Genomic DNA, 24,428 nt, shown 5'->3' on the forward strand with positions numbered 1-24,428 from the left:
AGGCTCGGCAGGCGTGGATCATCCCGTCACCCGGGATGTCCTCGCCGTTCCCTATAGATCCAGGTCCACCGGCTTGCGCCCGATCCGGTAGCGGGCGCTCATCGCCTGCACCGCGCGGTGGAAGTCGGCGGCGAAGCCGCGCATGTCGAACAATGTGCTGCGCGTGCGCTGCCGGGACAGGTGCTGGCGCAGCGTGGCGAGCGCCTCGCGGTCGTTGCCCAGCTGCGTGGCCATGGCCAGGAAGGCTTCCTCGTCCTCGCAGACCAGCTCGGGCAGGCCCAACTGGTGCAGCAGGCTGGTGGCGACGCGGCCGGCGAAGGTGGCGCCGGTGCAGGTGAGTATCGGGCAGCCTGCCCACAGTGCGTCGGAGGCGGTGGTGTGTGCGTTGTAGGGCAAGGTGTCCAGGAACAGGTCAGCATGGACGTAGCGCGCCAGGTAGTCCGCGTGCGGCAGGCGCGGAAGGAACACCAGCCGTTCCGGCGCCACCCCGGCCGCGCCGGCGGCGGTGCGCAGGCGGTCGTCGGCTCCCTCGGGGCCGCTGAGCAGCCATAGCACGCTATCGGGCACCTGTTGCAGCACCAGCATCAGCCGCGCGAACGCGGCGGGATTGAGCTTGTAGCTGTTGTTGAAGCAGGCGAACACCGTGCCCTGCCCGGGCAGCCCGCATTCGGCGCGCGAGGGCGGCGTGCCCACCGTGCGTGTGTTGTCGTTGGGCTGGTAGCAGCGCGGCAGGCGCATCAGCTTCTCGCTGACGTGGGCGCGCAAGGCGTCGGGCAGTACCTGCTTGTCGGCCAGCAGGTAGTCCATCCAGGGCGCGCCGGAACTGCCGGGATAGGCCAGCCAGTTCACTTGCACCGGCGCGGGGCGCAGCGCGAACAGCTCGGCGTTGTCGCGGCCGGAATAGCCGTTGAGGTCGAACAGGATCTCCACGCCGGTATCGTGGATGCGCTGCGCGACCTGGGCATGGTTCAGCGCGGAGACGTCGTGCAGCGTGGTGGCCGCCGCCAGCCGGCGGCGGATCGGGCCGCCGTCGTCCACGGTGGTGGCGAACAGGTGGATGTCCAGGTCCTCGTCGTCGGCCAGCGCCTCGAACAGGGCAACCACCAGCAGGCCGGTGGCATGCTCGTTGAAGCCGTCGGCGACGAAGCCCACGCGCACGGGTGCGTCCGGCGCGGGCTTGGCATGGCTGAAAGCCAGCTGCTTGCGCAGCGGCGCGGTCTGCTGTTCGATCGCGGCGGCATAGGTGGTGGCACAGCGCAGCTGCAGGGCGGCGTCCACGTCCTCGGCCAGCATCACGAAGGGGCTGACCATCGCCTCGCCGTCGCGGGCGGCCTGCTGGAAGCGGGCACTCAGGTCGTCCAGGTCGTGCCAGTCGCACAGCCGTCGGCGCAGGAACAGCAATTGCCCCAGCGCCGGGCCGTCGTCCGGATGGAGCCGCAGCGCCCGTTCGTAGGCTTCCGCGGCGGCACCGAGCCGGCCGGTGTCTTCCAGCGCCTGGCCGGCGGCGAACGGATACTGCGGGTTGCGTGGCGAGAGGCGCTCGGCCAGCAGCCAGGCTTCGGTCGCCTGGGCGGGCTGGCCCTGGCTCTGCAGGATGCGGCCGCGCAGCGCATGGGCGGCGTCGAAGCGGGGATGCAGTTGCAGCGCTTCGTCCGTGTGCAGACGCGCCTGGTCCAGGTGGCCCAGTTCCAGCTCGGCGGCGGCCAGGTTGAGGCGCAGGCCGGGGTGTTCCGGCGCGCCATGGGTCGCCATCGCATAGGACTCGCGGGCGTGGTGGTAGCGGGCCGCCGCCATCAGCGCGTTGCCCAGGGTCAGCAGCACGGCGGGATTGCCCGGCGACATGCGCAACGCGGCGCGCAGGCGCTCGATGGCGCCATCGGCATCGCCGCTGTTCAACTGCGCTGTGCCCAGGTTGCATTGCACCTCGATGCTCCGCGGGGCCAGCGTGGCGGCATGTTCCAGCGCCTGCAGCGCGTCGGCATGGCGCCGCAGTTGCATCAGCGCGATGCCATGCAGGCGGGCCAGTTCCGCATCGTCGGGATAGTGGCCGCGCGCCTGCCGGGCGGACTGCTCGGCCTCGGCGAAGGCGCCGCGTTCGATCTGCTCGACGATCTGCTGCGTCAGAGCCTCGGAGGAGGGGGTGAAGAGGTCGGTCATTCGCCCAAACTAGCGCAGGGCGCGGTGGCTGCCAATCCACCGTCGGCCACTGGCGGTGCCGCCTGGCCGGGATCAGCCCGCGGTGAGCGCCTTCAGTTCGTCGGCCTGGTTCTCGCGGGTCAGCGTATCGACCAGTTCGTCCAGGTCGCCCTGCAGCACTTCCGGCAGGCGATAGAGTGTGAGGTTGACGCGATGGTCGGTGATCCGGCCCTGCGGGAAGTTGTAGGTGCGGATGCGCTGGCTGCGGTCGCCGGAGCCCACCTGCAGGCGGCGCGACTCGGCCTGCGCGGCGGCCTGCCGGCTGCGCTCGTCGTCGAGCAGGCGCGCCTTGAGCAGGCTCAGCGCGCGGGCGCGGTTCTTGTGCTGGCTGCGCTCGTCCTGGCACTCGACCACGATGCCGGTGGGCAGGTGGGTGATGCGGATGGCCGAATCGGTCTTGTTGACGTGCTGGCCGCCCGCGCCCGAAGCGCGGAACGTGTCGGTCTTGAGGTCGGCCGGGTTGATCTCGATATCGTCGATCTCGTCCATCTCGGGCAGGATCGCTACGGTGGCGGCCGAGGTGTGGATGCGGCCCTGCGATTCGGTCTCCGGCACACGCTGCACGCGGTGCGTGCCGGACTCGAACTTCAGCCGCGAATACGCGCCCTTGCCCTCGATGCGCGCCACGATCTCCTTGTAGCCGCCATGCTCGCCCGGGTTCTCGCTGAGCACCTCGACATGCCAGCGGCGGCGCTCGGCGTAACGCGCATACATGCGGAACAGGTCGCCGGCGAAGATCGCCGCCTCGTCGCCGCCGGTGCCGGCACGCACCTCCAGGAACAGATTGGCTTCGTCGCGCGGATCCTTGGGCAGCAGCAGGATCTGCAGTTCCTCGTCCAGCCCGGCCAGGCGCTGTTCCAGCCGGCCGACGTCGTCGCGGGCCATCTCGCGCAGCTCCGGGTCGTCCAGCATCGCGCGCGTGTCGGCCAGCTCGCGTTCGGCCTGGTCGCGTTCGCGCAGCGCGGCGGTCACCGGCTCCAGCTGCGCGTATTCGCGCGACAGCTCGCGGAAGCGCGCGTTGTCGGCCAGCACGTCGGGCTGGGCCAGCAGCAGGCCGAGCTCCTCATGGCGTTCGGCGAGGGATTCGAGCTTGCGGCGGATGGATGGCGTCATGTGAGGGGCGAGAGAGTCTGGTGGCGATGGCGCAAGCCCGTGCGCCTGCTTGAGGGGCGCAAGGTTAGCGCACGACGGTGTGGGGCACGAGCGAGGCGGAACGGGCGCCCTCGCTACTCGTCCCTCTCCCCTTGCTCGACGATGCCGTAGAGGCGGCCGGCCGCATGCAGCAGGTCCATGTCGCCGCTCAGCGCGGCCTCGCGCAGGCGGGCGCTGGGATGGTGCAGCAGCTTGTTGGTCAGCGTGTTGGCGAGGAAGGCCAGCGCCTCGTCCGGCGACTTGCCGCGGGCGAGCATGGCGCGCGCCTTGACCAGCACTTCGTCGCGGTAAAGCTCGGCGTGCTGGCGCAGGTCGATGGCGGGATTGCGCAGGGTGAGCGCGCGGCGCCAGGCCATGTAGCGCTCCACCTGCAGGTCGATGATGGCGTCGGCCTCGCGGGCGGCGGCCTCGCGCGAGCGGCGGTTGTCGTCGATCACCTGGCGCAGGTCGTCGATGCCGTAGAGGAACACATCGCCCAACTCACTCACCGACGGCTCGATGTCGCGCGGCACGGCGATGTCCACCATGAACATCGGCTTGCGCCGGCGCGTGGCGATGGCCTTCTCCACCATCGCATGGGTGACCACCGGCTGGCGCGCCGCGGTGGAGCTGATCACGATGTCGGCATCGGCCAGGTGCTGCGGCAGGTCGGCCAGGGCAATGGCGTAGCCGCCATGGCGGCTGGCCAGTTCCTGGGCGTTCTCCAGGGTGCGGTTGGCCACGATCAGCCGGCGCACCTGCTTGTCCACCAGGTGGCGCGCCGCCAGCTCGATGGTGTCACCCGCGCCGATCAGCAGCACGCAGGCCTGGCGCAGGTCGGCGAACACCTGCTCGGCCAGGCGCACCGCGGTAAAGGCCACCGATACGGTATGCGCGCCGATGCGAGTGTCCGTGCGCACCCGCTTGGCCACCGCGAAGGTGTGCTGCAGCAGGCGCTCCATAGGGGCTCGCAGGGCCTGGGCGTCGCGCGCGGCCTGGTAGGCGTCCTTCACCTGGCCGAGGATCTGCGGCTCGCCCAGCACCATCGAGTCCAGCCCGGTGGCGACGCGGAACATGTGGCGCACGGCGGCGTCTTCATCGTGCCGATACAGGAACTCGTCCAGCCTGCCGGCAGTCAACTGGTGGTGGCGGCTCAGCCATAGTTGCGGGATTTCCTCGGCGCCCGCCGCGACGCTCACGTAGAGTTCGGTGCGGTTGCAGGTGGAGAGGATCAACGCCTCCTCCACGCCCGGCTCGCGGGTGAGCGCCTGCAGGGCGGTGCCGGTGGAATCCGTATCGAACGCCACTTGCTCGCGCAGGCTGACCGGCGCGGTGAGGTGATTGAGCCCTAGGGCGATCAGCGTCATGGTTTGGAGCGATCCGGGGCGGGATACATCCGGCGGCGTAAACTAGGCTTTGGCGACGGTCGTTCTACAGTGTGGCAACGGCCGTGACGGACGGATGAGCGGAGAATAGTGTGCTGAGCAGGTGGTTCAAGTTCAAGCAACTGCGGCATTTTGCGATCAGCGGGGCCGTGGTGCTGGCCGTGGCCGGGTGCGCCTCCATGCCGGGCGGGTCGGGCCGTTCCTCGTCCTCCGGCCAGCCGCTGGGGCACCTGGTGGTGGCGACGCCGGACGAGGACCACGACCTGATGGCCCAGTTGCTGACAGGCGAGATGGCGCTTACCCGCACCGACCTCAAGGCCGCTTCCGCGGCGTATGGCCGGGCCGCGGTGCTGTCGGACGACCCCAAGGTGGCCGAGCAGGCCGCCGCCCTGGCCATTGCCGTGCGCGATACCGGCGCCGCCCAGGCGGCCATCACCCGCTGGCAGGCACTGGGCGGCAAGCCGGCCCCGCTGGCCCAGGCACGCGCCCAACTGGCGCTGGGCCAGGGCGATACCGATGAGGCCCTGCGCCAGCTCCAGATCCTGGTGGGTACCGGCGATCCGGATGCCTGGCGCCAGTTCGGCCGGGTGCTGGTGGGCAGCCGCGACGCCGCCCAGGCCGCACGGCTGCTGGAGGCCGTGGCCACGCCGCAGCGCCTGCCCGCCGACCCGCAGGCCTGGATGGCGATGAGCGAGCTGGGCGACAAACTCGGCCGCCATGCCTACGCCCGGCAGATCGCCGAGGCGGCGGTCAAGCGTTTCGGCACGGCCGAGACCTATGCCTGGCTGGGGCAGATGAAGTATCACGACGGCGACAAGGCCGGGGCCAAGGCCCTGTTCGACAAGGCCATGGCCAAGGACCCGAAGAATCCGCACCTGCGCCTGGCCTACGCCACCCTGCTCGGCCAGGGCGGCGACTACGCCGAGGCGGCGCGCCTGCTGGACAGCGGCCCGCAGGACTCCGACACCTACGCCATGCGCGCCGCGCTGGCCGCCCGCGCCAACGACACCAAGACCATCGGCCGCCTCTATAGCCAGCTGCAGCGCTCGCCGGACGACGTGCGCCAGGGCAGCGCCTACCTGCTGGGGCAACTGGCCGAGATGCTGGACAAGAAGGAAGAAGCGCTGAAGTGGTACGACCAGGTGGCGGACGACGACGACCACGCCTTCGACGCCGACCTGCGCAGCGCCGTGCTGCTGCAGGACCTGGGCCGTAGCGCCGAGGCCCACGAGCAACTGGCCCAGATGCAGACCGACTACCTCGACCAGCCGGCCCAGCTGCGGCGCGCCTATGAGGTGGACGCCGAGCTGTACATGAACGAGCAGCAGTACGCCCAGGCCGAGCGTGCCTTCACCCGCGCGCTGCAGGTGGCGCCGGACGATCCGGCCCTGCTGTATGGCCGTGGCCTGGCCTACGCCGAGGCAGGCCAGACCGACCAGGCGGTCAACGATTTCCACCGCCTGCTGGAGCTCAAGCCCGACGATACCGACGCCAGCAATGCGCTCGGCTACACGCTCGCCGACGCCAATCGCGACCTGCCGGAGGCGGAGCGGCTGATCCAGGCGGCCCGCGCCGCGCGCCCGGACGACCCTGCCATCCAGGATTCCTGGGGCTGGCTGCAGTACCGCCTGGGCCACCTGGACCAGGCCGAGAAAGCCCTGCGCGGCGCCTGGACGGCGCACAAGGACGCGGACGTCGGCGTACACCTGGGCGAAGTCTTGTGGAAGCAGGGGCGCCAGGAAGACGCGCGGCGCGTTTTCGACGAAGTGCGTAAGATCGACCCGCAGAGCAGCAGCCTCCACGACACCCTCAAGCGCCTCAATCCATGAAGCATCCCCATCGTTTCCTCGCCGCGGCAGCCTTGCTGCTGCTTGCCGCCTGCGCCCACAAGGAGGCGGTGAAGCCGCAGCCCAAGGCGGATTTCGCCATGCTGCTCGACGAGCAGCGCGCCCGCGAACACCTGTTGGCCCGCACCGACCACTGGGTGCTGCAAGGCAAGATCGGCGTTTCCGGCGTGGTCAACGGCAAGAAGGACGGCGGCAGCGGCACGCTCACCTGGACCCAGAACGGCGACAGCTACGAATTCGTGGTGCATGGCCCGGTGGGCAGCAAGAGCTTCCGCCTCAGCGTGACGCCGGACGGTGCGGTGCTCGAGGGCCTGGAAGGCGGTCCGCAGCGCGATCCCAACCCCGAGCTATTGGTGCAGAACGCGTTGGGCTGGCATGTGCCGCTGCGCGACCTGCGCGCCTGGGTGCTGGGCACGCGCGCGGACAGCGGTCCGGCGGAACTGAAGTTCGGCGACGACGGCCTGCCCTCGACATTGGCCCAGGATGGCTGGAGCGTGGCCTACCCGGCGTGGGACACCACGCGCGAGCCGGCCGTGCCGTCCAAGGTCTTCGCGGACAATCCGCCGTACACGGTGCGCCTGTCGGTGGAGTCCTGGCACTTTCAGTAAAGGGCGCTCACCAGCGGCCAGGCCCGCCTTGCCTGAAGGCGCCGCCGGCCATCCGGGAAACCAGCGAAGGCAGGTCGGGCACCCTTCCGCCATCCACGCCGCCCCAGCTCAGCGTGGCCTTGCCTGCCGCCGACAGGTCGAACACGACCACGGCCTGGGTGGCCGCGATTCCCCCAAGCTCGTAGTAGACGAGGCATCGGTCGCGGGACAGGCCGCCGAAGATCAGCCGCCGCCAGGGCAGCGGCTGGCCCGGCCCGATGGCGTCCGTCGCCTGGTAGGGCTGACCGGGGTTCGCCAAGGCAAAAGCGGCCTCATGGGTGAGCTTGGCGAATGCCTCCCTGCACGAAGCGGGCAGGGCCTCGACCTTGCCTATCTCGACCAGGGAGCCGCTGGTCAGCTTGTCGATCTCGCGCTGTGGCGGCTTCGTCGAGTCGGCGAAGGATGGCTCCACGCGGGCTTGGGCTTCGGACGCGCCGTGGCCTTGGGCGTACGAGGGGGCGGCGAGTGCCATGCCGCACAGGAGAAGGGCCACGCGCATGCTGATGTCCTTGGGAATAGCCAGGATCGACGATGACATGATTCGCCGATTCGGCCGGCGCGGCGCGATGCCGCGACTGGTTTATGCTGATGGGCGATCTTTGGTTCGTGTGGCATGGACAGGCATGCCGGCCTTGCCTGGGCCGCGTCCGTCGCCGTGTATGAAAACAAGAAAGCAGGTAACGGAATACGCATGAGCTTCCATATCGAACGCGCCCGCCTGGACCAGACCGAGGCCCTGTGCGCCATCGAGCGCGCCGCGATGACGCTGTTCCGTGGCCATCGCGCCTGGGATGCCTATCGGCGCGTCTCGGTGCCGCCCGAGGTGCTGCGCGAGGCGATCGCCCGCGGGCTGGTCTGGGTGGCGGTGATCGGTTCCGGTGAACCGGTCGGCTTCGTCTGGCTGGATGCGGAGGCGGGCGGCGAGGTGATCGGCCTGGCCGAGATGGACGTGCTGCCCTCGCACGGCCAGCGCGGCATCGGCGCGGCCCTGCTGGAACATGCCTGCGGCTGGGCGCGCATGGCCGGCTACCACCGGGTGGACCTGGGCACCCTGGCCGACGTGCCGTGGAACGCGCCGTTCTATGCCCGCCATGGGTTCGTGACGGTGGACAAAAGCCGCCCGGAGTTCGCCTTCTACCGCGAGCGCGACCGCGAGAACGGCTTTCCCGACGACCTGCGCGTGTTCATGAGCCGCCCGTTGGCGCCGCCCGATCCCGCCGACTGGACCGTGTGGCCGGCCCCGGCCAAGCTGAACCTGTTCCTGCGCATCACCGGCCGGCGCCCCGACGGCTACCACGACCTGCAGACGGTATTCCGCCTGCTGGACTGGGGCGACGAGATCCGCCTGCGGCCCCGCCGCGACGGCCAGGTCCACCGCCTCACCGACGTGCCGGGCGTGCCCACCGACAGCGACCTAGTGGTGCGCGCCGCCCGCCTGCTGCAGCCCTATGCGCCGGCCGGCGCCGGGGCGGACATCGAGGTGGACAAGCGCATCCCGATGGGTGGCGGCCTGGGCGGCGGCAGCTCGGACGCGGCCACTGTGCTGGTGGCGCTGAACCGGCTGTGGGGTGCCGGCCTGGGCGAGGACGCCCTGGCCGAGCTGGGCCGCCAGCTGGGTGCCGACGTACCGGTGTTCGTGCGCGGCCGTTCAGCCTGGGCCGAGGGCGTGGGCGAGAAACTCACGCCCATGGCCCTGCCGCCGCGCTGGTACGTGGTGCTGGACCCCCACGAACACGTGCCCACCGCAGCGCTTTTTCAAGCGCCTGAATTGACACGAAATGCTCCGCCCGCCACAATTTCATCCTTTGCATCGGGCGAAACGGTCGAGAACGCGTTCGCGCCCGTGGTGCGCGCGCGTCACCCGCGCGTCGCCGCGGCGTTGGACTGGCTCGACGGTTTCGGCCGGGCAAGGCTTTCCGGCAGCGGTGCGTGTGTGTTCCTGGAGACGGAATCCCCGGAGCGCGCCGAGGCCATTGCGGAGCGTTGTCCCGCCAGTTTCACGGCCCACGTGGCCAGGGGCGAGGACGTCTCTCCGCTGCTCGTCGCCCTGGCGCGCCATCGCGGTGCCGACGGGGCGGCAGGCTAGGAAATTCCAGTTGATACTGGGGCGTCGCCAAGCTGGTTAAGGCACGGGATTTTGATTCCCGCATGCGCAGGTTCGAATCCTGCCGCCCCAGCCATTCCACACATGGCTCATCAGGTCCACAAAAACATGGCTCTCGACACCACCGGCCCGATGCTCTTCACGGGCAACGCCCATCGCGCGCTCGCCGAGGATGTTGCCCAGCGTCTTGGCGTGCCCCTCGGCAAGGCGCTGGTGGGCCGTTTCAGCGACGGCGAGACCCAGGTGGAGATCGAGGAGAACGTCCGCCGCCAGGAAGTGTTCGTGCTGCAGCCGACCGGCGCGCCGAGCGCGGAGAACCTGTTCGAGATGCTGGTGCTGGTGGACGCGCTCAAGCGCGCCTCGGCGGCCAGCGTCACCGCGGTGATCCCGTACTTCGGCTATGCCCGCCAGGACCGCCGTCCGCGCTCGGCGCGCGTGCCGATCACGGCCAAGATGGTCGCCAAGATGATCGGCACCGCCGGCGTGGACCGCGTGCTCACGGTGGACCTGCATGCGGACCAGATCCAGGGTTTCTTCGACATCCCGGTGGACAACGTCTATGCCTCGCCTGTGCTGCTGGCGGACATCTGGCGCAACTACAGCATGGACGACCTGATCGTGGTCAGCCCGGACGTTGGCGGCGTGGTGCGCGCCCGTGCGATGGCCAAGCGCCTGGACGACGCGGACCTGGCCATCATCGACAAGCGCCGCCCGAAGGCGAACGTCGCCACGGTGATGAACATCATCGGCGAGGTGGACGGCAAGACCTGCGTGCTGGTCGACGACATCGTCGACACCGCCGGCACCCTGTGCGCGGCCGCCGCGGCCCTGAAGGAGCGCGGCGCCCGCAAGGTGGTGGCGTACTGCGTGCATCCGGTGCTGTCGGGCGCGGCGCTGAGCAACATCGACAACTCCCAGCTCGACCAGCTGGTGGTGACCAACACCCTGCCGCTGCGCCCCGACGTGGCCGCCTGCGCCAAGATCCGCCAGCTCTCGGTCGCCGAGCTGCTGGCGGAAACGATCCGCCGCATCGCCTTCGGCGAGTCGGTGAGTTCGTTGTACATCGACTGAGTTTTCGCGGCTGGCGCATGCCGGCCGCCGCTTCACGGCTCCCCTGGTCGCGGGGGAGTCGCACGGCCGCCGCGAGGCGGTTCACCTACGATAGGCAATACCAACATGGCTATGATTCATGAAATCAAGGCGCAGAGCCGCAAGGACGAAGGGAAAGGTGCGAGCCGCCGCCTGCGTCATGCCGGCTTCGTGCCCGCGATCGTCTACGGTGCCGGCCAGGCCCCGCAGAGCATCCAGATCGAACACAACACCATCCTGCTCGCCGCCAAGCACGAGTGGTTCTTCTCGTCCGTGCTCGACCTGAGCATCGACGGCAAGGTGCAGAAGGTGCTGGTGCGCGACTGGCAGAAGCACCCGTACAAGCTGCAGATGCTGCACATGGACTTCCAGCGCGTGGACGAGAACGCCGCGCTGCGCGTCAACGTGCCGCTGCACTTCCTGAACCAGGAGAAGTCGCCGGCCGGCAAGACCTCGGGCGTGGTGATCTCGCACAATCTGACGGAAGTGGAAATCTCCTGCCTGCCGAAGGACCTGCCGGAGTTCATCGAGCTCGACCTGGCCGACCTCAAGCCCGGCGACATCATCCACCTCTCGCAGCTGAAGCTGCCCAAGGGCGTGGAAATCGTCGCCCTGCACCTGGGCGCCGACCACGACACCGCCGTGGTCACCGCCAACACGGTGAAGGAAGAGGCCGAGGAAGCGCCGGCCGCCGAGGGCGAGGCCGCCCCGGCCGAGGCTCCCAAGAAGTAAGCCGCGGCGGCCCGCGTCCCACCAGGGCGCGGGCCGCATGCCCGCATGACAGGTCTGCGACTCATCGTCGGGCTGGGCAATCCCGGCGCCGACTATCTCCGAACCCGGCACAACGCCGGGTTCTGGTTTGTTGACGCCCTGGCGTCGGGGCAGGGCGAGCGCTTCGGCCTCGACGGCAAGCTGCATGGCGAGACCTGCAAGGTCCGCATCGGCGGCCAGCCGGTATGGCTGCTCAAGCCCGCCACCTTCATGAACAAGAGCGGCATCGCCGTGGTTTCGGCGCTGCGCTACTACAAGATCGAGCCGGAGGAGTGCCTCGTCGCGCACGACGATCTCGATCTCGACGCGGGCACCGTGCGGATGAAGTTCGACGGCGGCCACGGCGGCCAGAACGGCCTGCGCGACATCATCGCGCACCTGGGGCACGCCAGGTTCCATCGCCTGCGCATCGGCATCGGCCATCCCGGTCACAAGGACAAGGTCACGCCGTGGGTGCTCGGGCGCCCGTCGGCCAAGGACGAGGACGCCATCGTCGACGGCATCGCGCGCGCGCTCGACGTGCTGCCGCTGGCGGTCGACGGGCAGTTCGACAAGGCGATGCAGAGGCTTCATACGCCAGTAGGGTGAAGTCGCTCGCGTTGCTCGCTGTAAGTCGCGCCTGCGGCGCTGTCAATGGTCAAAGCATACGGGCTCAGCGGTTCTGGCTCTTTCCATTTACCATCTACGATTCACCATTTACAGGCGCGCAAGCGCCGACTCCACCATTGACAGGCGCCGTAGGCGCCGACTTCACGGATTCAAACATGGGCATCAAATGCGGCATCGTCGGCCTGCCTAACGTCGGCAAGTCCACCCTGTTCAACGCGCTGACCAAGGCCGGCATCGCCGCCGCCAACTTCCCGTTCTGCACCATCGAGCCGAACGTGGGCGTGGTGCCGGTGCCCGATCCGCGCATGGACGCGCTGGCCGAGATCGTCAAGCCGCAAAAGACGATCCCCACCGCCGTCGAGTTCGTGGACATCGCGGGCCTGGTAGCCGGCGCGTCGAAGGGCGAGGGCCTGGGCAACAAGTTTCTCGCGCACATCCGCGAAGTGGATGCCATCGCGCACGTCGTGCGTTGCTTCGAGCACAGCGACATCGTGCACGTGGCCGGCAAGGTCGATCCCATCGCCGACATCGAGACCATCGACACCGAGCTGGCGCTGGCCGACCTCGATTCGGTGGAAAAGGCGTTGAACCGCGCCGAGCGCGCGGCCAAGGCCAACGACAAGGAGGCCATCGCCCGCAAGCCGGTGCTGCAGAAGCTCGCCACTGGCCTCAACGAGGGCAGGACCGCGCGCAGCCTGGGCCTGGACGAGGAAGAGAAGGCACTGGTGCGCGACCTGTTCCTGCTCACGCTCAAGCCGCTGATGTACATCGCCAACGTGCGCGAGGACGGGTTCGAGAACAATCCGCACCTGGACGCCGTGCGCGCCCGCGCCACGGAGGAGGGCGCCGAGGTGGTGCCGGTGTGCGCCGCCATCGAGGAAGAACTCTCGCAGCTGGACGATGCCGACCGCGACGAGTTCCTCAAGGACCTGGGGCTGGAAGAGCCCGGCCTGAACCGCGTGATCCGTGCCGCCTACAAGCTGCTCAACCTGCAGACCTACTTCACCGCCGGCGTGAAGGAAGTGCGCGCCTGGACCATCAAGCGCGGCTTCACCGCGCCGCAGGCGGCCGGGGTGATCCACACCGACTTCGAGCGCGGCTTCATCCGCGCCGAGACGGTGAGCTACGACGATTTCATCCAGTACAAGGGCGAAGCCGGCGCCGCCGCCGCGGGTCGCCTGCGCAAGGAAGGCAAGGACTATGTGGTGAAGGATGGCGACGTCCTGCACTTCCTGTTCAACGTCTGACGAAAAGGGCCGCGATGCGGCCCTTTTTCATTGGGGTGATTCAAGGCTCCTGGTCGTCGCCGTCCATGATCCGGCGCTGGATGTTGTCGAGATAGGCGTCCAGTTCCCGGGCGCTGGTGAATACCTCGTTCACCGGTACCGCCTTGACGATCTCGAATACCTTGCGCACCTGCGGCTGCGGATTGAGCAGCAGGGTGTGGCCGCCGTGCGCGCGCATGCTCTTGCGGATCTTGGCGATGCTGCGCAGGCCGGCGCTGCTGATGTATTCCAGCGCGGAAAGGTCGAGCACCAGGGTGCCACCTTCGGCGATCCGGGGCAGCAGGTCCAGCATGGCGAGGTCGAGCTCGCCGAACGTCTGTGCATCGAGCCGGCCATGGAGGTACAGCGTGGCGCGCTCGGACGATGCGCTTTCAGTGCTCAGGGTGAGCGTCATGGTCGTGCTCCGTACGTGCGGGGTGGAGGAAGCGTAGTTGCAGGTGGTTGCCTTGCTCGTCATGGCTGTAGATCAACTCGTTGGCCATGGCGCGGACCAGGTGGATGCCCAGGCCGCCGATCTCGTCCCGGTCGGCGAGGTCGCCGGGAAGTTCCGGCAGGGGCGCCTGCAGCGGATCGAACGGTTGCCCGTCGTGGTGCAGCTCGACCAGCACGGCATCGCCGCCCAGGCGCATGTGCAGGCTGATGCTGTCGCCGGCGGCGTGGGCCTGCCCGTGCTGCACCATGTTGACCATCAGTTCCTCCAGCACCAGGCGGATATCCTCCCGCGTGTCGGTCGCCACGCCCTGGGCGCGCAGCGAGGCGTCGCAGCGTTCGAGGGTGTCGAACACGTCGCTGATCGATGCGCGGATGGTCAGGTCCAGCATGGGAGCGTTCCTGTCGTCGAGGGCATGATGCCAACTGAGCGCGAGGACGGTGATGTCGTCGGCCTGTCCCGCGTCGGCGGCGAAGCGATCCACCTCGGCCAGCAACCCGTCGGCCAGGCCGGAGGCGGTGCGCGTGGGTAGCCGGGCAAGGCAGTCCAGCATCCGTTGCGTGCCGAACATGTCCTGCCGGGTATCGGTCGCCTCGGTGATGCCGTCCGTATACATCAGCAGCGTCTGGCCCGGCTGCAGGCGCAAGGTGTGGGACGGGTAGCCGGCCTCTTCGTCCAGCCCCAGCGCCGCGCCCGTCTCCAGTTCCAGCAGCCGCGCGCCTTCCGCGTCGCACAGCGCGGGGGGCTCGTGCCCGGCGCTGGCCATGACCAGTTCGCCCGTGTAGGTATCGAGCATGCCGCACCACAGGCTGACGAACATGCAGCTTTCGTTGTTGCGGCAAAGCTCCCGGTTGAGCATCGAGAGCAGTTGGCGGGGCGAGCCTGCGCGCGGCGCCAGCGCCTTGGCCAGCGTGATGGTACGGGCCATGAACAGGGCCGCCGGGATGCCCTTGTCGGAGACGTCGCCCACCATCACGCAGAAGCGCCGTTCGTCCAGCATGAAGTAGCTGTACAGGTCGCCGCCCACCGCGCGTGCGGGACGCAGCAGCGCGTGCAGCTCGAAGCTTTCGCAATGCGCGTCGAGGTAATGCTGGCCGGGCAGCAGTGCCGTCTGGATCTGCTGGGCGATGTCCAGTTCGCTGGCCAGGCGCTGCTGCTCGCGGGCATTGCGGGTGAGTTCGGCGATGTGCAGCGCCAGCTCGGTGCGCATGTGGTCGAAGGCCTGGGTGAGCCGGCCCACCTCGTCGGGGCGGCGCGCTGGAGGTAGTTCGAAGGCCAGCGCGCCGCGAGCCACCTGCTCAGCATGCGAGGCGAGGGTGCCGAGCGGGGCCAGGGTGCGCCGCACCACCGCCAGGGTGATCATGGCCAGCGCCACGAGGGCCAACAGGCCCAGGGCCATCGTATAGGCGAAGGCCTGGCGCACGCCGACATAGATGCTGTTCTCCGGCATGGCCAGGCCGAAACGCCAGCGCGTCCCCTCGATGGGCGTGAAGTAAATCCATACCGGCTGGCCTTCCGCCTGGGGATGCGGCGCCACGGTCAGTCGTACGTGGGACGCCTCGTGCTGCGCCAGCGCTTGCAGCAGGCTGGGGGCACCACGCTGGCCGACCATGGCCGGGTCGTCGTGGGCGAGATAGGCGCCGCTGTCGTCCAATACGAAGGCGTAGGCGCCGGCCGGTTTGGCAAGCGCCTTGAGGATGCCGTTGAGCCAATCGAGGCTGACGTCGGCGTTGATTAGCCCGATAGGGTGGCCGTCCCGCGTGATCGCCACGGCGTAGTCCACCAATTCGCGCTTGCGCGACTTCGAGTAGAAGTGCCGCTGCCAGCAACCCTGCGTACAGGCCAGGCCCGCAAGGAACCAGTTCGTTTCCCAATACCGGGTGGGGTCCTTGCGCATGTCGCGCTGGACCAGCGTGCCATCGTCCTGCCGACTCAGGAACGGGGAGGCCAGGCTCGGGGTATCGTCGGGGGTGAATACGGCAGCCAATCCCGAAAGGTCCTCGTTCCTGGCCAGTGCGCGCCGCAGTAGCACCTCCGCTTCCGCAGGCCGTGGCGCGACCACCGCGGCCAGGGTCTGGGTCGTGTCGGCTACGCGCGCCAACCGTTGCTCGATACGGTTGCCGGCCTCGTTCGCCAGGGCGGCCGCCTCGCTGTGGGATTGCTGCAGGGTCTGCTGCCTGACGCGCTGGAACAGCGCGCCGCAGGCGACGGCGAGCACCAGCGCGGAGCCGGCGAGGACCCCCAAAGACAGCCGTGAGGCGATGCTGCGCCAGACCATGCCAGTTCCCCCGTGGACGACGCATCTAGCCATGCTGGACATGACCTCGGCAAGTCGTTCGGATGGCTGTTCTCGCTTGTGACGACCAGCGCACAGATGGCGCGGCACCGGCCATGACCGCCTAGTCCCTGGCGTCATCCTTGGCGCTTTCGCTGTAGCGTCTCGCGCGATCCTCCAGCGCCTGCAGCACGCGCACGGCGGCGTCGATGTCCTCGGCAGGCAGGTCGCCCAGCACCTGGGCACGCAACGCGCTCAGTGCCAGCTCCATCTCCTGGGCCAGTCGCTTGCCCTCGGGCAGCAGGTGGATCGCCCGCTGCCGCCGGTTGCCCGGCACCACGCGTCGCTCCAGCAGTTGCGCCTGTTCGGCCTGGTCCAGGGTTCGCACCAGCGCGGCAGGGTGGACGCCGATGCGCTCGGCCAGCGCCTGCTGGGAGATGCCGTCGCCCATGCGCGATACCAGCAGGACGGGCGTAGCCAGCGTGACCGACAGGCCGACGCCGGCCAACACGATGCCGGCCGCCTGCTGCCAGGCCTGCCGGGTGGGCTGGAGGGCGACGGTGAGGGCGTAGTGCAGATCCTGGGGTCGGGTCATGGGCGTCCGCCGGGGCAGGGGCAGGACAATCTTTGCAGGTCAATCATTGGAATGCATATAGTTCATTTGACAATAATAGTCATGACATAAACAATTATGGACATGGGCCCGCCCGTGGGCCTCCCTGGCCCGCACTTCGATGACCACCTCGTTCCGCCCACCGAACATGGTCCTTGCGACCATCGGCCTGTCGCTGGCCACCTTCATGCAGGTGCTGGACACGACGATCGCCAACGTCTCCCTGCCCACCATCGCCGGCAACCTCGGCGTCAGCAGCGACCAGAGCACCTGGGTCATCACCTCGTTCGCGGTCAGTCAGGCCATCTCGCTGCCGCTGACCGGTTTCCTCAGCCGGCGCTTCGGGGAGGTGCGGCTGTTCGTGTGGTGCACGCTGCTGTTCGTGGTCGCCTCGTTCCTGTGCGGCGTCTCGCAGAGCATGGGCATGCTGATCCTGTTCCGGGCGATCCAGGGGGCGGTGGCGGGGCCGATGTATCCCATCACGCAGAGCCTGATGATCGGCATCTATCCCCCTAACAAGCGGGGCATGGCGCTGTCGTTGTTGTCGATGGTGGCGGTGGTGGCGCCGATCACCGGCCCAATCCTGGGCGGTTGGATCACCGACAACTATTCCTGGCCGTGGATCTTCTTCATCAACGTGCCGGTGGGTGTGTTCGCCAGCATGGTGGTGGCCAACCAGATGCGCGGCAAGGTGGAGGTCACCGAGCGGCCCCGCATGGACTACGTGGGCCTGGCCGCCCTGGTGATCGGCGTGGGCGCGCTGCAGATCATGCTGGACAAGGGCAACGACGAGGATTGGTTTCACTCCAATTTCATCATCGTCACCACCCTTGTCTCGGCGATCGCGCTGGCGGTGTTCCTGATCTGGGAGTTGACCGACGAGCATCCCATCGTCGACCTCAGGCTGCTGCGCCACCGCAACTTCAAGTACGGCACGCTGGCACTGGTACTGTCGTACTCGGCGTACTTCGCCATCAACCTGCTGCTGCCGCAGTGGCTGCAGCGCAACCTGGGCTATACCGCCACCTGGGCGGGCTTTGCCGCGGCGCCGATCGGCATCTTCCCGGTGCTGCTCAGCTTCGTGGTGGGCCGCTACGCGATGCGTTTCGACCTGCGCCTGCTGGCGTCCTTCGCCTTCGTGGTGATGGGCGTGACCTGCTTCCTGCGCTCGAATTTCTACCTGGAGATCGACTTCGCCCACGTGGCCGCGATGCAACTGCTGATGGGCCTGGGCGTGGCGCTGTTCTTCATGCCGGTGACGGTGGTGCTGTTGTCCGACCTCGACCGCAACGAGATCGCTTCCGGTTCGGGCCTGGCCACCTTCCTGCGCACCCTGGGTGGCAGCTTCTCCGCCTCGCTCACCACCTTCCTGTGGGAGCGCCGCGCCGTGCTGCACCATGCCCAGCTGGCCGAGCACGTCACCGTCTATGACCAGGACGCCATGGCCACCGTGAACCAGCTGGGCGGCGGCCATGTGCAGTTGGGCGCGGGCATCGTGGACGGCATGATTACCCAGCAGGGCTACCAGATCGCCTTCAACGAGTTGTTCCACGCCCTGGGCTGGATCTTCCTGGGTCTGATCGTGTTCGTCTGGCTGACCCGCCCGCCGTTCGCGGCCAAGTCGTCCGATGCGGGGGCAGGGGCCCACTGAACGGCTTGTAGGCGGACTCCCGGGCATGCTGTGATCCGGCGATGGAAAGCTTGCGGCTGCGGCTGGCTCGGGTCGAGGACGCGCCGGCCATCGCGGCGCTGGCGCGGCGGGTCGTGCGCCGCTGGATCAGCCCCGGGCAGCCTCCCGGGGGCGTGGCGGCGCTGGAAGCGACCTTCACTACGCCGTCCGTCCGGGCGAGATTGCTGGCCGGCTACCGGATGCACCTGGCCTATGCGGACGGCGCGCTGGCCGGCATCGCCGCCGTGCGCGACGACAGCCACGTCGCCCAGTTGTTCGTCGGCACGCGGCACCAGGGGAGGGGCATCGGTCGCCGGCTGTGGGAGCGGTTGCGCCGCGACTGCCTGCGGCGGGCCGGGACGCGGGTATTCACCCTCAACGCGGCCGAGGGCGCCGTGCCGTTCTATCTCCACCTGGGATTCGTCCGCGACGATGATCCGGCGCGTCGGCGGGGCGGGGTGGTCGCCGTTCCCATGATCTACCGGGTCTCTGGCTGCGATTGATCTATTTCATTTGTGTGCGACTAGGCGTCGCAGCGCATAATGCGGCTTTCCCGCCCTTGGAGTCCCCGGTCCATGCCCGGCAAGCAGCACGAAGTGAACTTCCGTTTCCTGGCCCAGCCCACCGACGTGAATTTCGGCGGCAAGGTGCACGGCGGCATGGCGATGAAGTGGATCGACCAGGCCGGCTATGCCTGCGCGGTGGGCTGGAGCGGGGCGTACTGCGTGACGGCCTCGGTCAGCGGCATCCAGTTCGTGGCGCCGATCCTGATCGGCGACCTGGTGACCGTGCGCGCGCGCCTGATCCATACCGGGCGTTCCAGCATGCACATGGCGGTGGACGTGATGGCGCGCGACCTGAAGAAAGACGAGCATCGCCTCGCCACCAGCTGCGTGATGGTGTTCGTGGCGCTGGACGCGCCGGACGGCAAGCCCACGCCGGTGCCGCCCTGGCAGCCGCACGACGAGCGGGAACATCTGCTGCAGCAGCAGGCCATGAAGCTGATGGAGCTGTCCAAGGAGATGGAGCGGCTGGTCGATATGCACGTGGCCGAGGATCTCTGACGCCGGGAGCTCGGCGCACGGGAAAAGATCGTGGGAAAACGCCGAAATTCCCGCGGCGGGTGTTGACAGTCACCGGGCCGATCCACACAATAGCCGTTCTTTGTTGGAGGGATACCCAAGCGGCCAACGGGGGCAGACTGTAAATCTGCTGGCTTACGCCTTCGGTGGTTCGAATCCACCTCCCTCCACCAGACGATTTCCGCAAAGGCTGATTCAACCAGGCGGGAGTAGTTCAATGGTAGAACCTCAGCCTTCCAAGCTGATGGTGCGGGTTCGATTCCCGTCTCCCGCTCCATTGAAGTCGTCGTAAGGTGTTTTCCGTGCTCATGTAGCTCAGTCGGTAGAGCACTTCCTTGGTAAGGAAGAGGTCGCTGGTTCGATTCCAGTCATGAGCACCATCTCACCGCGCTTCGCGGGTTCCATCCCACTTTTCATCATTTGACTCCATCGGGGTTTTAGACGTATGGCAAAGGGTAAATTCGAACGCACCAAGCCGCACGTCAACGTCGGCACGATTGGTCACGTGGACCACGGCAAGACGACGCTGACGGCCGCGCTGACGAAGGTGGGAGCCGAGCGTTTCGGAGGCGAGTTCAAGGCATACGACGCGATCGACGCGGCGCCGGAAGAGAAGGCGCGCGGCATCACGATCTCGACGGCGCACGTCGAGTACGAATCGCCGACCCGCCACTACGCCCATGTGGACTGCCCGGGTCACGCGGACTACGTGAAGAACATGATCACGGGTGCGGCGCAGATGGACGGCGCGATCCTGGTGTGCTCGGCCGCGGACGGCCCGATGCCGCAGACGCGCGAACACATCCTGCTGTCGCGCCAGGTGGGCGTGCCGTACATCGTGGTGTTCCTGAACAAGGCCGACATGGTGGACGACGCCGAGCTGCTCGAGCTGGTGGAGATGGAAGTGCGCGAGCTGCTGAGCAAGTACGACTTCCCTGGCGACGACACCCCGATCATCAAGGGTTCGGCGAAGCTGGCGCTGGAAGGCGACCAGTCGGAGATCGGCGTGCCGGCGATCATCGCGCTGGTGGACGCGCTGGACAGCTACATTCCGGAGCCGCAGCGCGCGATCGACCAGCCGTTCCTGATGCCGGTGGAAGACGTGTTCTCGATCTCGGGCCGCGGCACGGTGGTGACGGGTCGTATCGAGCGCGGCATCATCAAGGTGGGTGACGAAGTGGAAGTGGTGGGCATCCGCCCGACCCAGAAGACCACGGTCACCGGCGTGGAAATGTTCCGCAAGCTGCTGGACCAGGGTCAGGCGGGCGACAACGCGGGCCTGCTGCTGCGCGGCCTGAAGCGCGACGACGTGGAGCGTGGGCAGGTGCTGGCGAAGCCGGGCACGATCACGCCGCACACGGAGTTCGAGGCGGAAGTGTACGTGCTGTCGAAGGATGAAGGTGGCCGTCATACCCCGTTCTTCAAGGGCTACCGTCCGCAGTTCTACTTCCGCACGACCGACGTGACGGGCGCGATCCAGCTGCCGGAAGGCGTGGAGATGGTCATGCCGGGCGACAACATCAAGATGACGGTGACGCTGATCCACCCGATCGCGATGGACCAGGGCCTGCGTTTCGCGATCCGCGAAGGCGGCCGCACGGTCGGCGCCGGCGTGGTGGCGAAGGTCATCAAGTAAGCTGTAGAGTGGTAAGTCGCCCGCCCCGGTGGGGCGGGCTGTAAAGGGCAAATGGTGAAGGGCAGGAGCCAAGGCTGTTACCCATTGACCGTTTCCAGGCAGCGAAGCTGCCGGCTTTACAGCTCGCGCCAGCGAGCGGCTTCACCAAATTCCTACGCCAGTAGCTCAATTGGCAGAGCAGCGGTCTCCAAAACCGCAGGTTGGGGGTTCGAGTCCCTCCTGGCGTGCCATCTTTCCGAGGATCCACGGCGGATGGTGGATGGCATGCTGGCCGTGACCCGGTCGGTACCTCCCTCATTCGATCACGGCGCATGAATACGAAGGCAGAACCGACCAAGGGCGCCAGCGGCGCCGACATCGCCAAGCTGGTGCTGGCCCTGCTGGTGCTGGCGGCCGGCGTCTTTGCGTATTCGTGGTTCGGCGGCGACGGCTCCATCCCGCAGTCGGTGCGCCTGCTCGGCGTGCTGGTCGCCCTGGCGGTGTCGCTGGCCATTGCCGCCTTTACGGCGCCGGGCCGCCGCGTACGCGCCTTCCTTGGTGAATCGCAGTTCGAACTGCGCAAGGTGGTCTGGCCCACCCGCGACGAGACGCTCAAGACCACCGGCATCATCATTGTCGTGGTTATCGTCCTGTCGCTGCTGCTGGGCCTGATCGATCTGATCCTGAAGTCGGTCGTGCTCGACTGGCTGCTCAAGCTCGGTACGTGAGGTGATGGCATGAGCAAGCGTTGGTATGTGGTGCACGCCTACTCGGGCTTCGAGAACCAGGTGAAGCGCTCGCTGGACGAGCGGATCCGCCGGGCTGGCATGGAAGAGCGGTTCGGCGAAGTGCTGGTGCCGACCGAGGAAGTCATCGAGATGCGCAGCGGCCAGAAGCGCCGCAGCGAGCGCAAGTTCTTTCCGGGCTACGTTCTCGTGCAGATCGAGACGGACACCGAGGGCAAGGCGCCGCGCATCGACGACGAGTGCTGGCATCTGGTCAAGGAAACCCCCAAGGTGATGGGCTTCATCGGTGGCACCGCCGACCGGCCGCTGCCGATCCGGGATTCCGAGGCCGATGCCATCCTGAGCCGCGTCCGCGAGGGCGTGGAAAAGCCCAAGCCCAAGGTGCTGTTCGAGCCGGGCGAGATGGTCCGCGTCATCGACGGTCCGTTCAACGACTTCAACGGCGTGGTCGAGGAAGTCAACTACGAGAAGAGCCGCCTGCGCGTCGCCGTGCTGATCTTCGGCCGCTCGACCCCGGTCGAGCTGGAGTTCGGCCAAGTGGAAAAGGCGTAAAAGGATGAAATCGCCCGCTTTGCGGGCTGTAAACGGTAAAGCCCCCACAGCGTGGGCTGTAAATGGTAAGAGCTTGGCCGGCAAGGCGCTTTTGCCATTGGCCATTTACAGGCGGCGCAAGCCGCCGACTCGGAGCCCACGCAGCGGGCGACTTTACAGGGGTGCAACGGCACACCCCTTGCTTAAAACTTAATCAATCTCTATAGTATGCGGTTCACGCTGGGATTCTTGCCCCGGCGTGCCCGTGTTTCAGGGTCCGCAGGGCGGCGGATTCCCCTCCCATCAGGGATCGACAACACAGCGAGGAGCCGCAAGGCGCTTGAACTCGCGAGGAAAATTCAATGGCAAAGAAAGTAACTGGCTATATCAAGCTGCAGGTCAAGGCCGGCCAGGCCAACCCGTCGCCGCCGGTGGGCCCCGCCCTCGGCCAGCGCGGCCTGAACATCATGGAATTCTGCAAGGCATTCAACGCCGCCACGCAGAAGATGGAGCCGGGCCTGCCGATCCCCGTGATCATCACGGCCTACTCGGACCGCAGCTTCACCTTCATCACCAAGACCCCGCCGGCCACCGTGCTGATCAAGAAGGTCACGGGCGTCGCCAAGGGCTCGTCCAAGCCGAACACCGACAAGGTCGGCAAGATCACCCGCAAGCAGCTGGAAGACGTTGCGAAGCAGAAGGAGCCGGATCTCACGGCAGCTGATCTGGACGCCGCGGTGCGCACCATTGCCGGTAGCGCGCGCAGCATGGGCCTGGTGGTGGAGGGCTAAGACATGGCAAAGATCACGAAGCGTATGAAGGCGGCCCAGGCCGCTGTGCAGCCGGGCAAGCTCTATGGCCTGGAAGATGCCCTGAACATCGTCAAGGCCAACGCCAAGGCGAAGTTCGCCGAGTCCGTGGACGTCGCCGTCCGCCTCGGCATCGACGCCAAGAAGTCCGACCAGGGCGTGCGCGGCTCCTCGCTGCTGCCGCACGGCACAGGCAAGACCGTCAAGGTCGCCGTGTTCGTGCCGGCCGGTGAGAAGGCCGAGGCCGCCAAGGCCGCCGGCGCCGACGCCGTGGGCATGGACGACCTGGCCGAGCGCATGCAGGCGGGCGAGCTCGACTTCGGTCGCGTGATCGCCACGCCGGACGCGATGCGCGTGGTCGGCAAGCTCGGCCAGCTGCTCGGTCCCCGTGGCCTGATGCCGAACCCGAAGGACGGCTCGGTCACCGCCGACGTCGCCACGGCCGTGAAGAATGCCAAGGCCGGCCAGGTGAAGTTCCGCAACGACAAGGCGGGCATCATCCATGCCACCATCGGCAAGGCCACCTTCGAGGCCGCCCAGCTCGCGGACAACCTGAACGCGCTGGTCAACGACCTGCTGAAGGCCAAGCCGGCCACGGCCAAGGGCCAGTACCTGCAGAAGATCGCGCTGTCGTCCACCATGGGCGTTGGCGTGCCGGTCGACACCTCGACTCTGTCGATCTCGACCAAGTAAGCATTGAAGTCCCGCACCGGCGCATGCCGGTGCGGGCGCGTTTTTGAGGGCAGGCCCGGCTTTCCGGCCGGAGCCGCCGTCAAAGACCGCAGGCGCGAACAGCGCGCGGCGACGACGAGCAGGGAGCTCGTGTTGGCAAGGAAACGCCGTCGTCGCAAGCGAGTTCGCTTAATCGGGTTCCTCCGCGGATCCGGCCTGCGCAGATGGTGCTGCCCCTTCTGGAATCCTGATGTTCTAGGAATGTTTTCTGGAAAGGCCACCACCCGGGATCGATGCGATCCCCGACGTCACGGAAGGCGTCGCCCAGGACCGCAAGTGGCAGGAGTCGCGAGCGGATTTAAAAGTGGAGGAGTGATATGGCTCTGAATCTCTCTCAGAAGCAAGAAGTAGTCGCCGAACTGGCAGAAGTTGCCGCGAAGGCTCACTCCTTGGTCGCTGCCGAGTACGCGGGCACCACGGTCGAACAGATGACCGCGATGCGCAAGAAGGCCCGTGAATCCGGCGTGTTCCTGAAGGTTGTCAAGAACACGCTGGCATCGCGCGCCGTCGGCGGTACCGAGTTCGAGGTCGTCAAGGACGCCCTGACCGGTCCGCTGCTGTACGCGTTCTCGCTCGAGGAGCCCGGCGCCGCCGGTCGCCTGATCAAGGAATTCGCCAAGAGCAACGACAAGCTGAAGGCCAAGGTCGTCTCCGTGGAAGGCAAGCTGCTGCCGGCTGCCCACGTGGACGTGCTGGCCTCGCTGCCGACCCGCGAAGAAGCGCTGGCCATGCTGGCCCGCGTGCTCGCCGAGCCCGCTGCGATGTTCGCCCGTGCCGTCAAGGCCGTGGCCGACAAGCAGGGTGGTGGCGAAGTCGCCGCGGAAGCCACGGCTGAAGCCTAAGTTCGACGATTATCCAAAT

General features: G+C 67.6%; 23 protein-coding genes and 5 tRNA genes. 21 read left to right on the forward strand and 7 right to left on the reverse strand.

All coding sequences use genetic code 11. The annotated features are described in order from the left end of the window. Positions 1 to 51 precede the first annotated feature (51 nt). The 3 genes from MJ605_RS02930 to hemA all read right to left on the reverse strand — a co-directional run bounded on the left by MJ605_RS02930 (position 52) and on the right by hemA (position 4,694). Positions 52 to 2,157 (reverse strand): O-linked N-acetylglucosamine transferase, SPINDLY family protein, encoded by a 2,106-nt coding sequence (locus MJ605_RS02930; RefSeq protein WP_243039392.1) that lies wholly within the window; start codon positions 2,155 to 2,157, stop codon positions 52 to 54. 72 nt (positions 2,158 to 2,229) lie between these two features. After that, positions 2,230 to 3,309, reverse strand: a complete 1,080-nt coding sequence (gene prfA / locus MJ605_RS02935) for a peptide chain release factor 1 (protein WP_243039401.1) — start codon at positions 3,307 to 3,309, stop codon at positions 2,230 to 2,232. Between the two features lie 113 nt (positions 3,310 to 3,422). Beyond that, complete coding sequence (gene hemA / locus MJ605_RS02940) at positions 3,423 to 4,694, reverse strand: glutamyl-tRNA reductase (RefSeq protein ID WP_243039402.1); 1,272 nt, start codon at positions 4,692 to 4,694, stop codon at positions 3,423 to 3,425. 110 nt (positions 4,695 to 4,804) lie between these two features. Here hemA and MJ605_RS02945 point away from each other — a divergent pair, with 110 nt between their 5' ends. Continuing rightward, on the forward strand, positions 4,805 to 6,541 hold the full coding sequence (locus tag MJ605_RS02945) for a tetratricopeptide repeat protein (protein WP_243039403.1): 1,737 nt from the start codon (positions 4,805 to 4,807) through the stop codon (positions 6,539 to 6,541). Beyond that, positions 6,538 to 7,167, forward strand: a complete 630-nt coding sequence (lolB, locus tag MJ605_RS02950) for a lipoprotein insertase outer membrane protein LolB (RefSeq protein WP_243039404.1) — start codon at positions 6,538 to 6,540, stop codon at positions 7,165 to 7,167. Before MJ605_RS02945 ends, lolB begins: the two co-directional genes overlap by 4 nt. A gap of 7 nt (positions 7,168 to 7,174) precedes the next feature. Here the strand turns inward: lolB and MJ605_RS02955 are convergent, their stop codons facing one another. Next, positions 7,175 to 7,744: a hypothetical protein gene (locus MJ605_RS02955; RefSeq protein ID WP_243039406.1), complete on the reverse strand. Its 570-nt coding sequence runs from the start codon at positions 7,742 to 7,744 to the stop codon at positions 7,175 to 7,177. A 153-nt stretch (positions 7,745 to 7,897) separates the two neighbouring features. On the opposite strand from MJ605_RS02955, the gene ispE reads away from it, so the two are divergent. The 6 genes from ispE (at position 7,898) to ychF (ending at position 13,026) form a co-directional block, all read left to right on the forward strand. Next, positions 7,898 to 9,292, forward strand: a complete 1,395-nt coding sequence (ispE, locus tag MJ605_RS02960; RefSeq protein ID WP_243039408.1) for a 4-(cytidine 5'-diphospho)-2-C-methyl-D-erythritol kinase — start codon at positions 7,898 to 7,900, stop codon at positions 9,290 to 9,292. 17 nt (positions 9,293 to 9,309) lie between these two features. Next, positions 9,310 to 9,386, forward strand: a tRNA-Gln gene (locus tag MJ605_RS02965). Positions 9,387 to 9,442: 56 nt separating this feature from the next. Continuing rightward, on the forward strand, positions 9,443 to 10,381 hold the full coding sequence (locus tag MJ605_RS02970) for a ribose-phosphate diphosphokinase (protein ID WP_243040008.1): 939 nt from the start codon (positions 9,443 to 9,445) through the stop codon (positions 10,379 to 10,381). A 105-nt stretch (positions 10,382 to 10,486) separates the two neighbouring features. Beyond that, positions 10,487 to 11,131, forward strand: a complete 645-nt coding sequence (locus MJ605_RS02975; RefSeq protein ID WP_243039411.1) for a 50S ribosomal protein L25/general stress protein Ctc — start codon at positions 10,487 to 10,489, stop codon at positions 11,129 to 11,131. 45 nt (positions 11,132 to 11,176) lie between these two features. Continuing rightward, entirely contained in the window at positions 11,177 to 11,758 is a 582-nt protein-coding gene (pth, locus tag MJ605_RS02980) for an aminoacyl-tRNA hydrolase (protein WP_243039412.1), read from the forward strand. A 176-nt stretch (positions 11,759 to 11,934) separates the two neighbouring features. Then, positions 11,935 to 13,026, forward strand: a complete 1,092-nt coding sequence (gene ychF, locus MJ605_RS02985) for a redox-regulated ATPase YchF (RefSeq protein WP_243039413.1) — start codon at positions 11,935 to 11,937, stop codon at positions 13,024 to 13,026. Positions 13,027 to 13,066: 40 nt separating this feature from the next. On the opposite strand, the gene MJ605_RS02990 is transcribed toward ychF, so the two are convergent. The 3 genes from MJ605_RS02990 to MJ605_RS03000 all read right to left on the reverse strand — a co-directional run bounded on the left by MJ605_RS02990 (position 13,067) and on the right by MJ605_RS03000 (position 16,365). Further along, a complete protein-coding gene (locus tag MJ605_RS02990; RefSeq protein WP_243039415.1) occupies positions 13,067 to 13,459 on the reverse strand; it encodes an STAS domain-containing protein in 393 nt (130 codons plus the stop codon). Further along, positions 13,437 to 15,773: a SpoIIE family protein phosphatase gene (locus MJ605_RS02995; RefSeq protein ID WP_243039416.1), complete on the reverse strand. Its 2,337-nt coding sequence runs from the start codon at positions 15,771 to 15,773 to the stop codon at positions 13,437 to 13,439. The genes MJ605_RS02990 and MJ605_RS02995 overlap by 23 nt, the downstream gene beginning before the upstream one ends. Before the next feature lie 121 nt (positions 15,774 to 15,894). Further along, positions 15,895 to 16,365 carry a MarR family winged helix-turn-helix transcriptional regulator gene (locus MJ605_RS03000; protein ID WP_243039418.1) on the reverse strand — a complete coding sequence of 157 codons (471 nt, stop codon included), beginning with the start codon at positions 16,363 to 16,365 and terminating at the stop codon, positions 15,895 to 15,897. A gap of 139 nt (positions 16,366 to 16,504) precedes the next feature. On the opposite strand from MJ605_RS03000, the gene MJ605_RS03005 reads away from it, so the two are divergent. The 13 genes from MJ605_RS03005 (at position 16,505) to rplJ (ending at position 24,409) form a co-directional block, all read left to right on the forward strand. Next, complete coding sequence (locus tag MJ605_RS03005) at positions 16,505 to 18,034, forward strand: DHA2 family efflux MFS transporter permease subunit (RefSeq protein WP_243039419.1); 1,530 nt, start codon at positions 16,505 to 16,507, stop codon at positions 18,032 to 18,034. Between the two features lie 41 nt (positions 18,035 to 18,075). Continuing rightward, the gene (locus MJ605_RS03010) at positions 18,076 to 18,555 is read left to right on the forward strand and encodes a GNAT family N-acetyltransferase (protein ID WP_425600957.1); all 480 of its coding nucleotides are present in this window, start codon (positions 18,076 to 18,078) and stop codon (positions 18,553 to 18,555) included. Between the two features lie 72 nt (positions 18,556 to 18,627). Further along, positions 18,628 to 19,116: an acyl-CoA thioesterase gene (locus MJ605_RS03015; RefSeq protein WP_243039422.1), complete on the forward strand. Its 489-nt coding sequence runs from the start codon at positions 18,628 to 18,630 to the stop codon at positions 19,114 to 19,116. 105 nt (positions 19,117 to 19,221) lie between these two features. Then, a tRNA-Tyr gene (locus tag MJ605_RS03020) sits at positions 19,222 to 19,307 on the forward strand. A gap of 30 nt (positions 19,308 to 19,337) precedes the next feature. Beyond that, positions 19,338 to 19,411: transfer RNA gene (locus tag MJ605_RS03025), tRNA-Gly, on the forward strand. A 27-nt stretch (positions 19,412 to 19,438) separates the two neighbouring features. Beyond that, positions 19,439 to 19,514: transfer RNA gene (locus tag MJ605_RS03030), tRNA-Thr, on the forward strand. A gap of 65 nt (positions 19,515 to 19,579) precedes the next feature. After that, complete coding sequence (gene tuf / locus MJ605_RS03035) at positions 19,580 to 20,770, forward strand: elongation factor Tu (RefSeq protein WP_243039424.1); 1,191 nt, start codon at positions 19,580 to 19,582, stop codon at positions 20,768 to 20,770. A gap of 154 nt (positions 20,771 to 20,924) precedes the next feature. Continuing rightward, a tRNA-Trp gene (locus MJ605_RS03040) sits at positions 20,925 to 21,000 on the forward strand. A gap of 81 nt (positions 21,001 to 21,081) precedes the next feature. Next, positions 21,082 to 21,477, forward strand: a complete 396-nt coding sequence (secE, locus tag MJ605_RS03045; RefSeq protein WP_243039426.1) for a preprotein translocase subunit SecE — start codon at positions 21,082 to 21,084, stop codon at positions 21,475 to 21,477. Positions 21,478 to 21,486: 9 nt separating this feature from the next. Continuing rightward, complete coding sequence (gene nusG / locus MJ605_RS03050; protein ID WP_243039428.1) at positions 21,487 to 22,047, forward strand: transcription termination/antitermination protein NusG; 561 nt, start codon at positions 21,487 to 21,489, stop codon at positions 22,045 to 22,047. Positions 22,048 to 22,388: 341 nt separating this feature from the next. After that, entirely contained in the window at positions 22,389 to 22,817 is a 429-nt protein-coding gene (gene rplK, locus MJ605_RS03055) for a 50S ribosomal protein L11 (RefSeq protein ID WP_038620472.1), read from the forward strand. Positions 22,818 to 22,820: 3 nt separating this feature from the next. Continuing rightward, complete coding sequence (gene rplA / locus MJ605_RS03060) at positions 22,821 to 23,528, forward strand: 50S ribosomal protein L1 (RefSeq protein ID WP_243039430.1); 708 nt, start codon at positions 22,821 to 22,823, stop codon at positions 23,526 to 23,528. 356 nt (positions 23,529 to 23,884) lie between these two features. Then, positions 23,885 to 24,409 (forward strand): 50S ribosomal protein L10, encoded by a 525-nt coding sequence (rplJ, locus tag MJ605_RS03065; RefSeq protein ID WP_243039431.1) that lies wholly within the window; start codon positions 23,885 to 23,887, stop codon positions 24,407 to 24,409. Positions 24,410 to 24,428 lie beyond the last annotated feature (19 nt).

Source organism: Dyella sedimenti, assembly GCF_022760995.1.
In the GTDB taxonomy this organism is placed as follows: Bacteria; Pseudomonadota; Gammaproteobacteria; order Xanthomonadales; family Rhodanobacteraceae; genus Dyella; species Dyella sedimenti.

What these genes read in the sequence shown, in the direction of transcription:
- MJ605_RS02990 (WP_243039415.1), bottom strand. Translation starts at nt 13,459, where the DNA reads ATGACGCTCACCCTGAGCACTGAAAGCGCATCGTCCGAGCGCGCCACG.
- ychF (WP_243039413.1), top strand. Translation starts at nt 11,935, where the DNA reads ATGGGCATCAAATGCGGCATCGTCGGCCTGCCTAACGTCGGCAAGTCC.
- MJ605_RS02995 (WP_243039416.1), bottom strand. Translation starts at nt 15,773, where the DNA reads ATGGTCTGGCGCAGCATCGCCTCACGGCTGTCTTTGGGGGTCCTCGCC.
- MJ605_RS03010 (WP_425600957.1), top strand. Translation starts at nt 18,076, where the DNA reads ATGGAAAGCTTGCGGCTGCGGCTGGCTCGGGTCGAGGACGCGCCGGCC.
- MJ605_RS02930 (WP_243039392.1), bottom strand. Translation starts at nt 2,157, where the DNA reads ATGACCGACCTCTTCACCCCCTCCTCCGAGGCTCTGACGCAGCAGATC.
- MJ605_RS03000 (WP_243039418.1), bottom strand. Translation starts at nt 16,365, where the DNA reads ATGACCCGACCCCAGGATCTGCACTACGCCCTCACCGTCGCCCTCCAG.
- MJ605_RS03015 (WP_243039422.1), top strand. Translation starts at nt 18,628, where the DNA reads ATGCCCGGCAAGCAGCACGAAGTGAACTTCCGTTTCCTGGCCCAGCCC.
- nusG (WP_243039428.1), top strand. Translation starts at nt 21,487, where the DNA reads ATGAGCAAGCGTTGGTATGTGGTGCACGCCTACTCGGGCTTCGAGAAC.
- ispE (WP_243039408.1), top strand. Translation starts at nt 7,898, where the DNA reads ATGAGCTTCCATATCGAACGCGCCCGCCTGGACCAGACCGAGGCCCTG.
- rplJ (WP_243039431.1), top strand. Translation starts at nt 23,885, where the DNA reads ATGGCTCTGAATCTCTCTCAGAAGCAAGAAGTAGTCGCCGAACTGGCA.
- MJ605_RS02955 (WP_243039406.1), bottom strand. Translation starts at nt 7,744, where the DNA reads ATGTCATCGTCGATCCTGGCTATTCCCAAGGACATCAGCATGCGCGTG.
- MJ605_RS02975 (WP_243039411.1), top strand. Translation starts at nt 10,487, where the DNA reads ATGGCTATGATTCATGAAATCAAGGCGCAGAGCCGCAAGGACGAAGGG.
- tuf (WP_243039424.1), top strand. Translation starts at nt 19,580, where the DNA reads ATGGCAAAGGGTAAATTCGAACGCACCAAGCCGCACGTCAACGTCGGC.
- MJ605_RS02970 (WP_243040008.1), top strand. Translation starts at nt 9,443, where the DNA reads ATGCTCTTCACGGGCAACGCCCATCGCGCGCTCGCCGAGGATGTTGCC.
- lolB (WP_243039404.1), top strand. Translation starts at nt 6,538, where the DNA reads ATGAAGCATCCCCATCGTTTCCTCGCCGCGGCAGCCTTGCTGCTGCTT.
- pth (WP_243039412.1), top strand. Translation starts at nt 11,177, where the DNA reads ATGACAGGTCTGCGACTCATCGTCGGGCTGGGCAATCCCGGCGCCGAC.
- secE (WP_243039426.1), top strand. Translation starts at nt 21,082, where the DNA reads ATGAATACGAAGGCAGAACCGACCAAGGGCGCCAGCGGCGCCGACATC.
- rplA (WP_243039430.1), top strand. Translation starts at nt 22,821, where the DNA reads ATGGCAAAGATCACGAAGCGTATGAAGGCGGCCCAGGCCGCTGTGCAG.
- MJ605_RS03005 (WP_243039419.1), top strand. Translation starts at nt 16,505, where the DNA reads ATGACCACCTCGTTCCGCCCACCGAACATGGTCCTTGCGACCATCGGC.
- rplK (WP_038620472.1), top strand. Translation starts at nt 22,389, where the DNA reads ATGGCAAAGAAAGTAACTGGCTATATCAAGCTGCAGGTCAAGGCCGGC.
- prfA (WP_243039401.1), bottom strand. Translation starts at nt 3,309, where the DNA reads ATGACGCCATCCATCCGCCGCAAGCTCGAATCCCTCGCCGAACGCCAT.
- hemA (WP_243039402.1), bottom strand. Translation starts at nt 4,694, where the DNA reads ATGACGCTGATCGCCCTAGGGCTCAATCACCTCACCGCGCCGGTCAGC.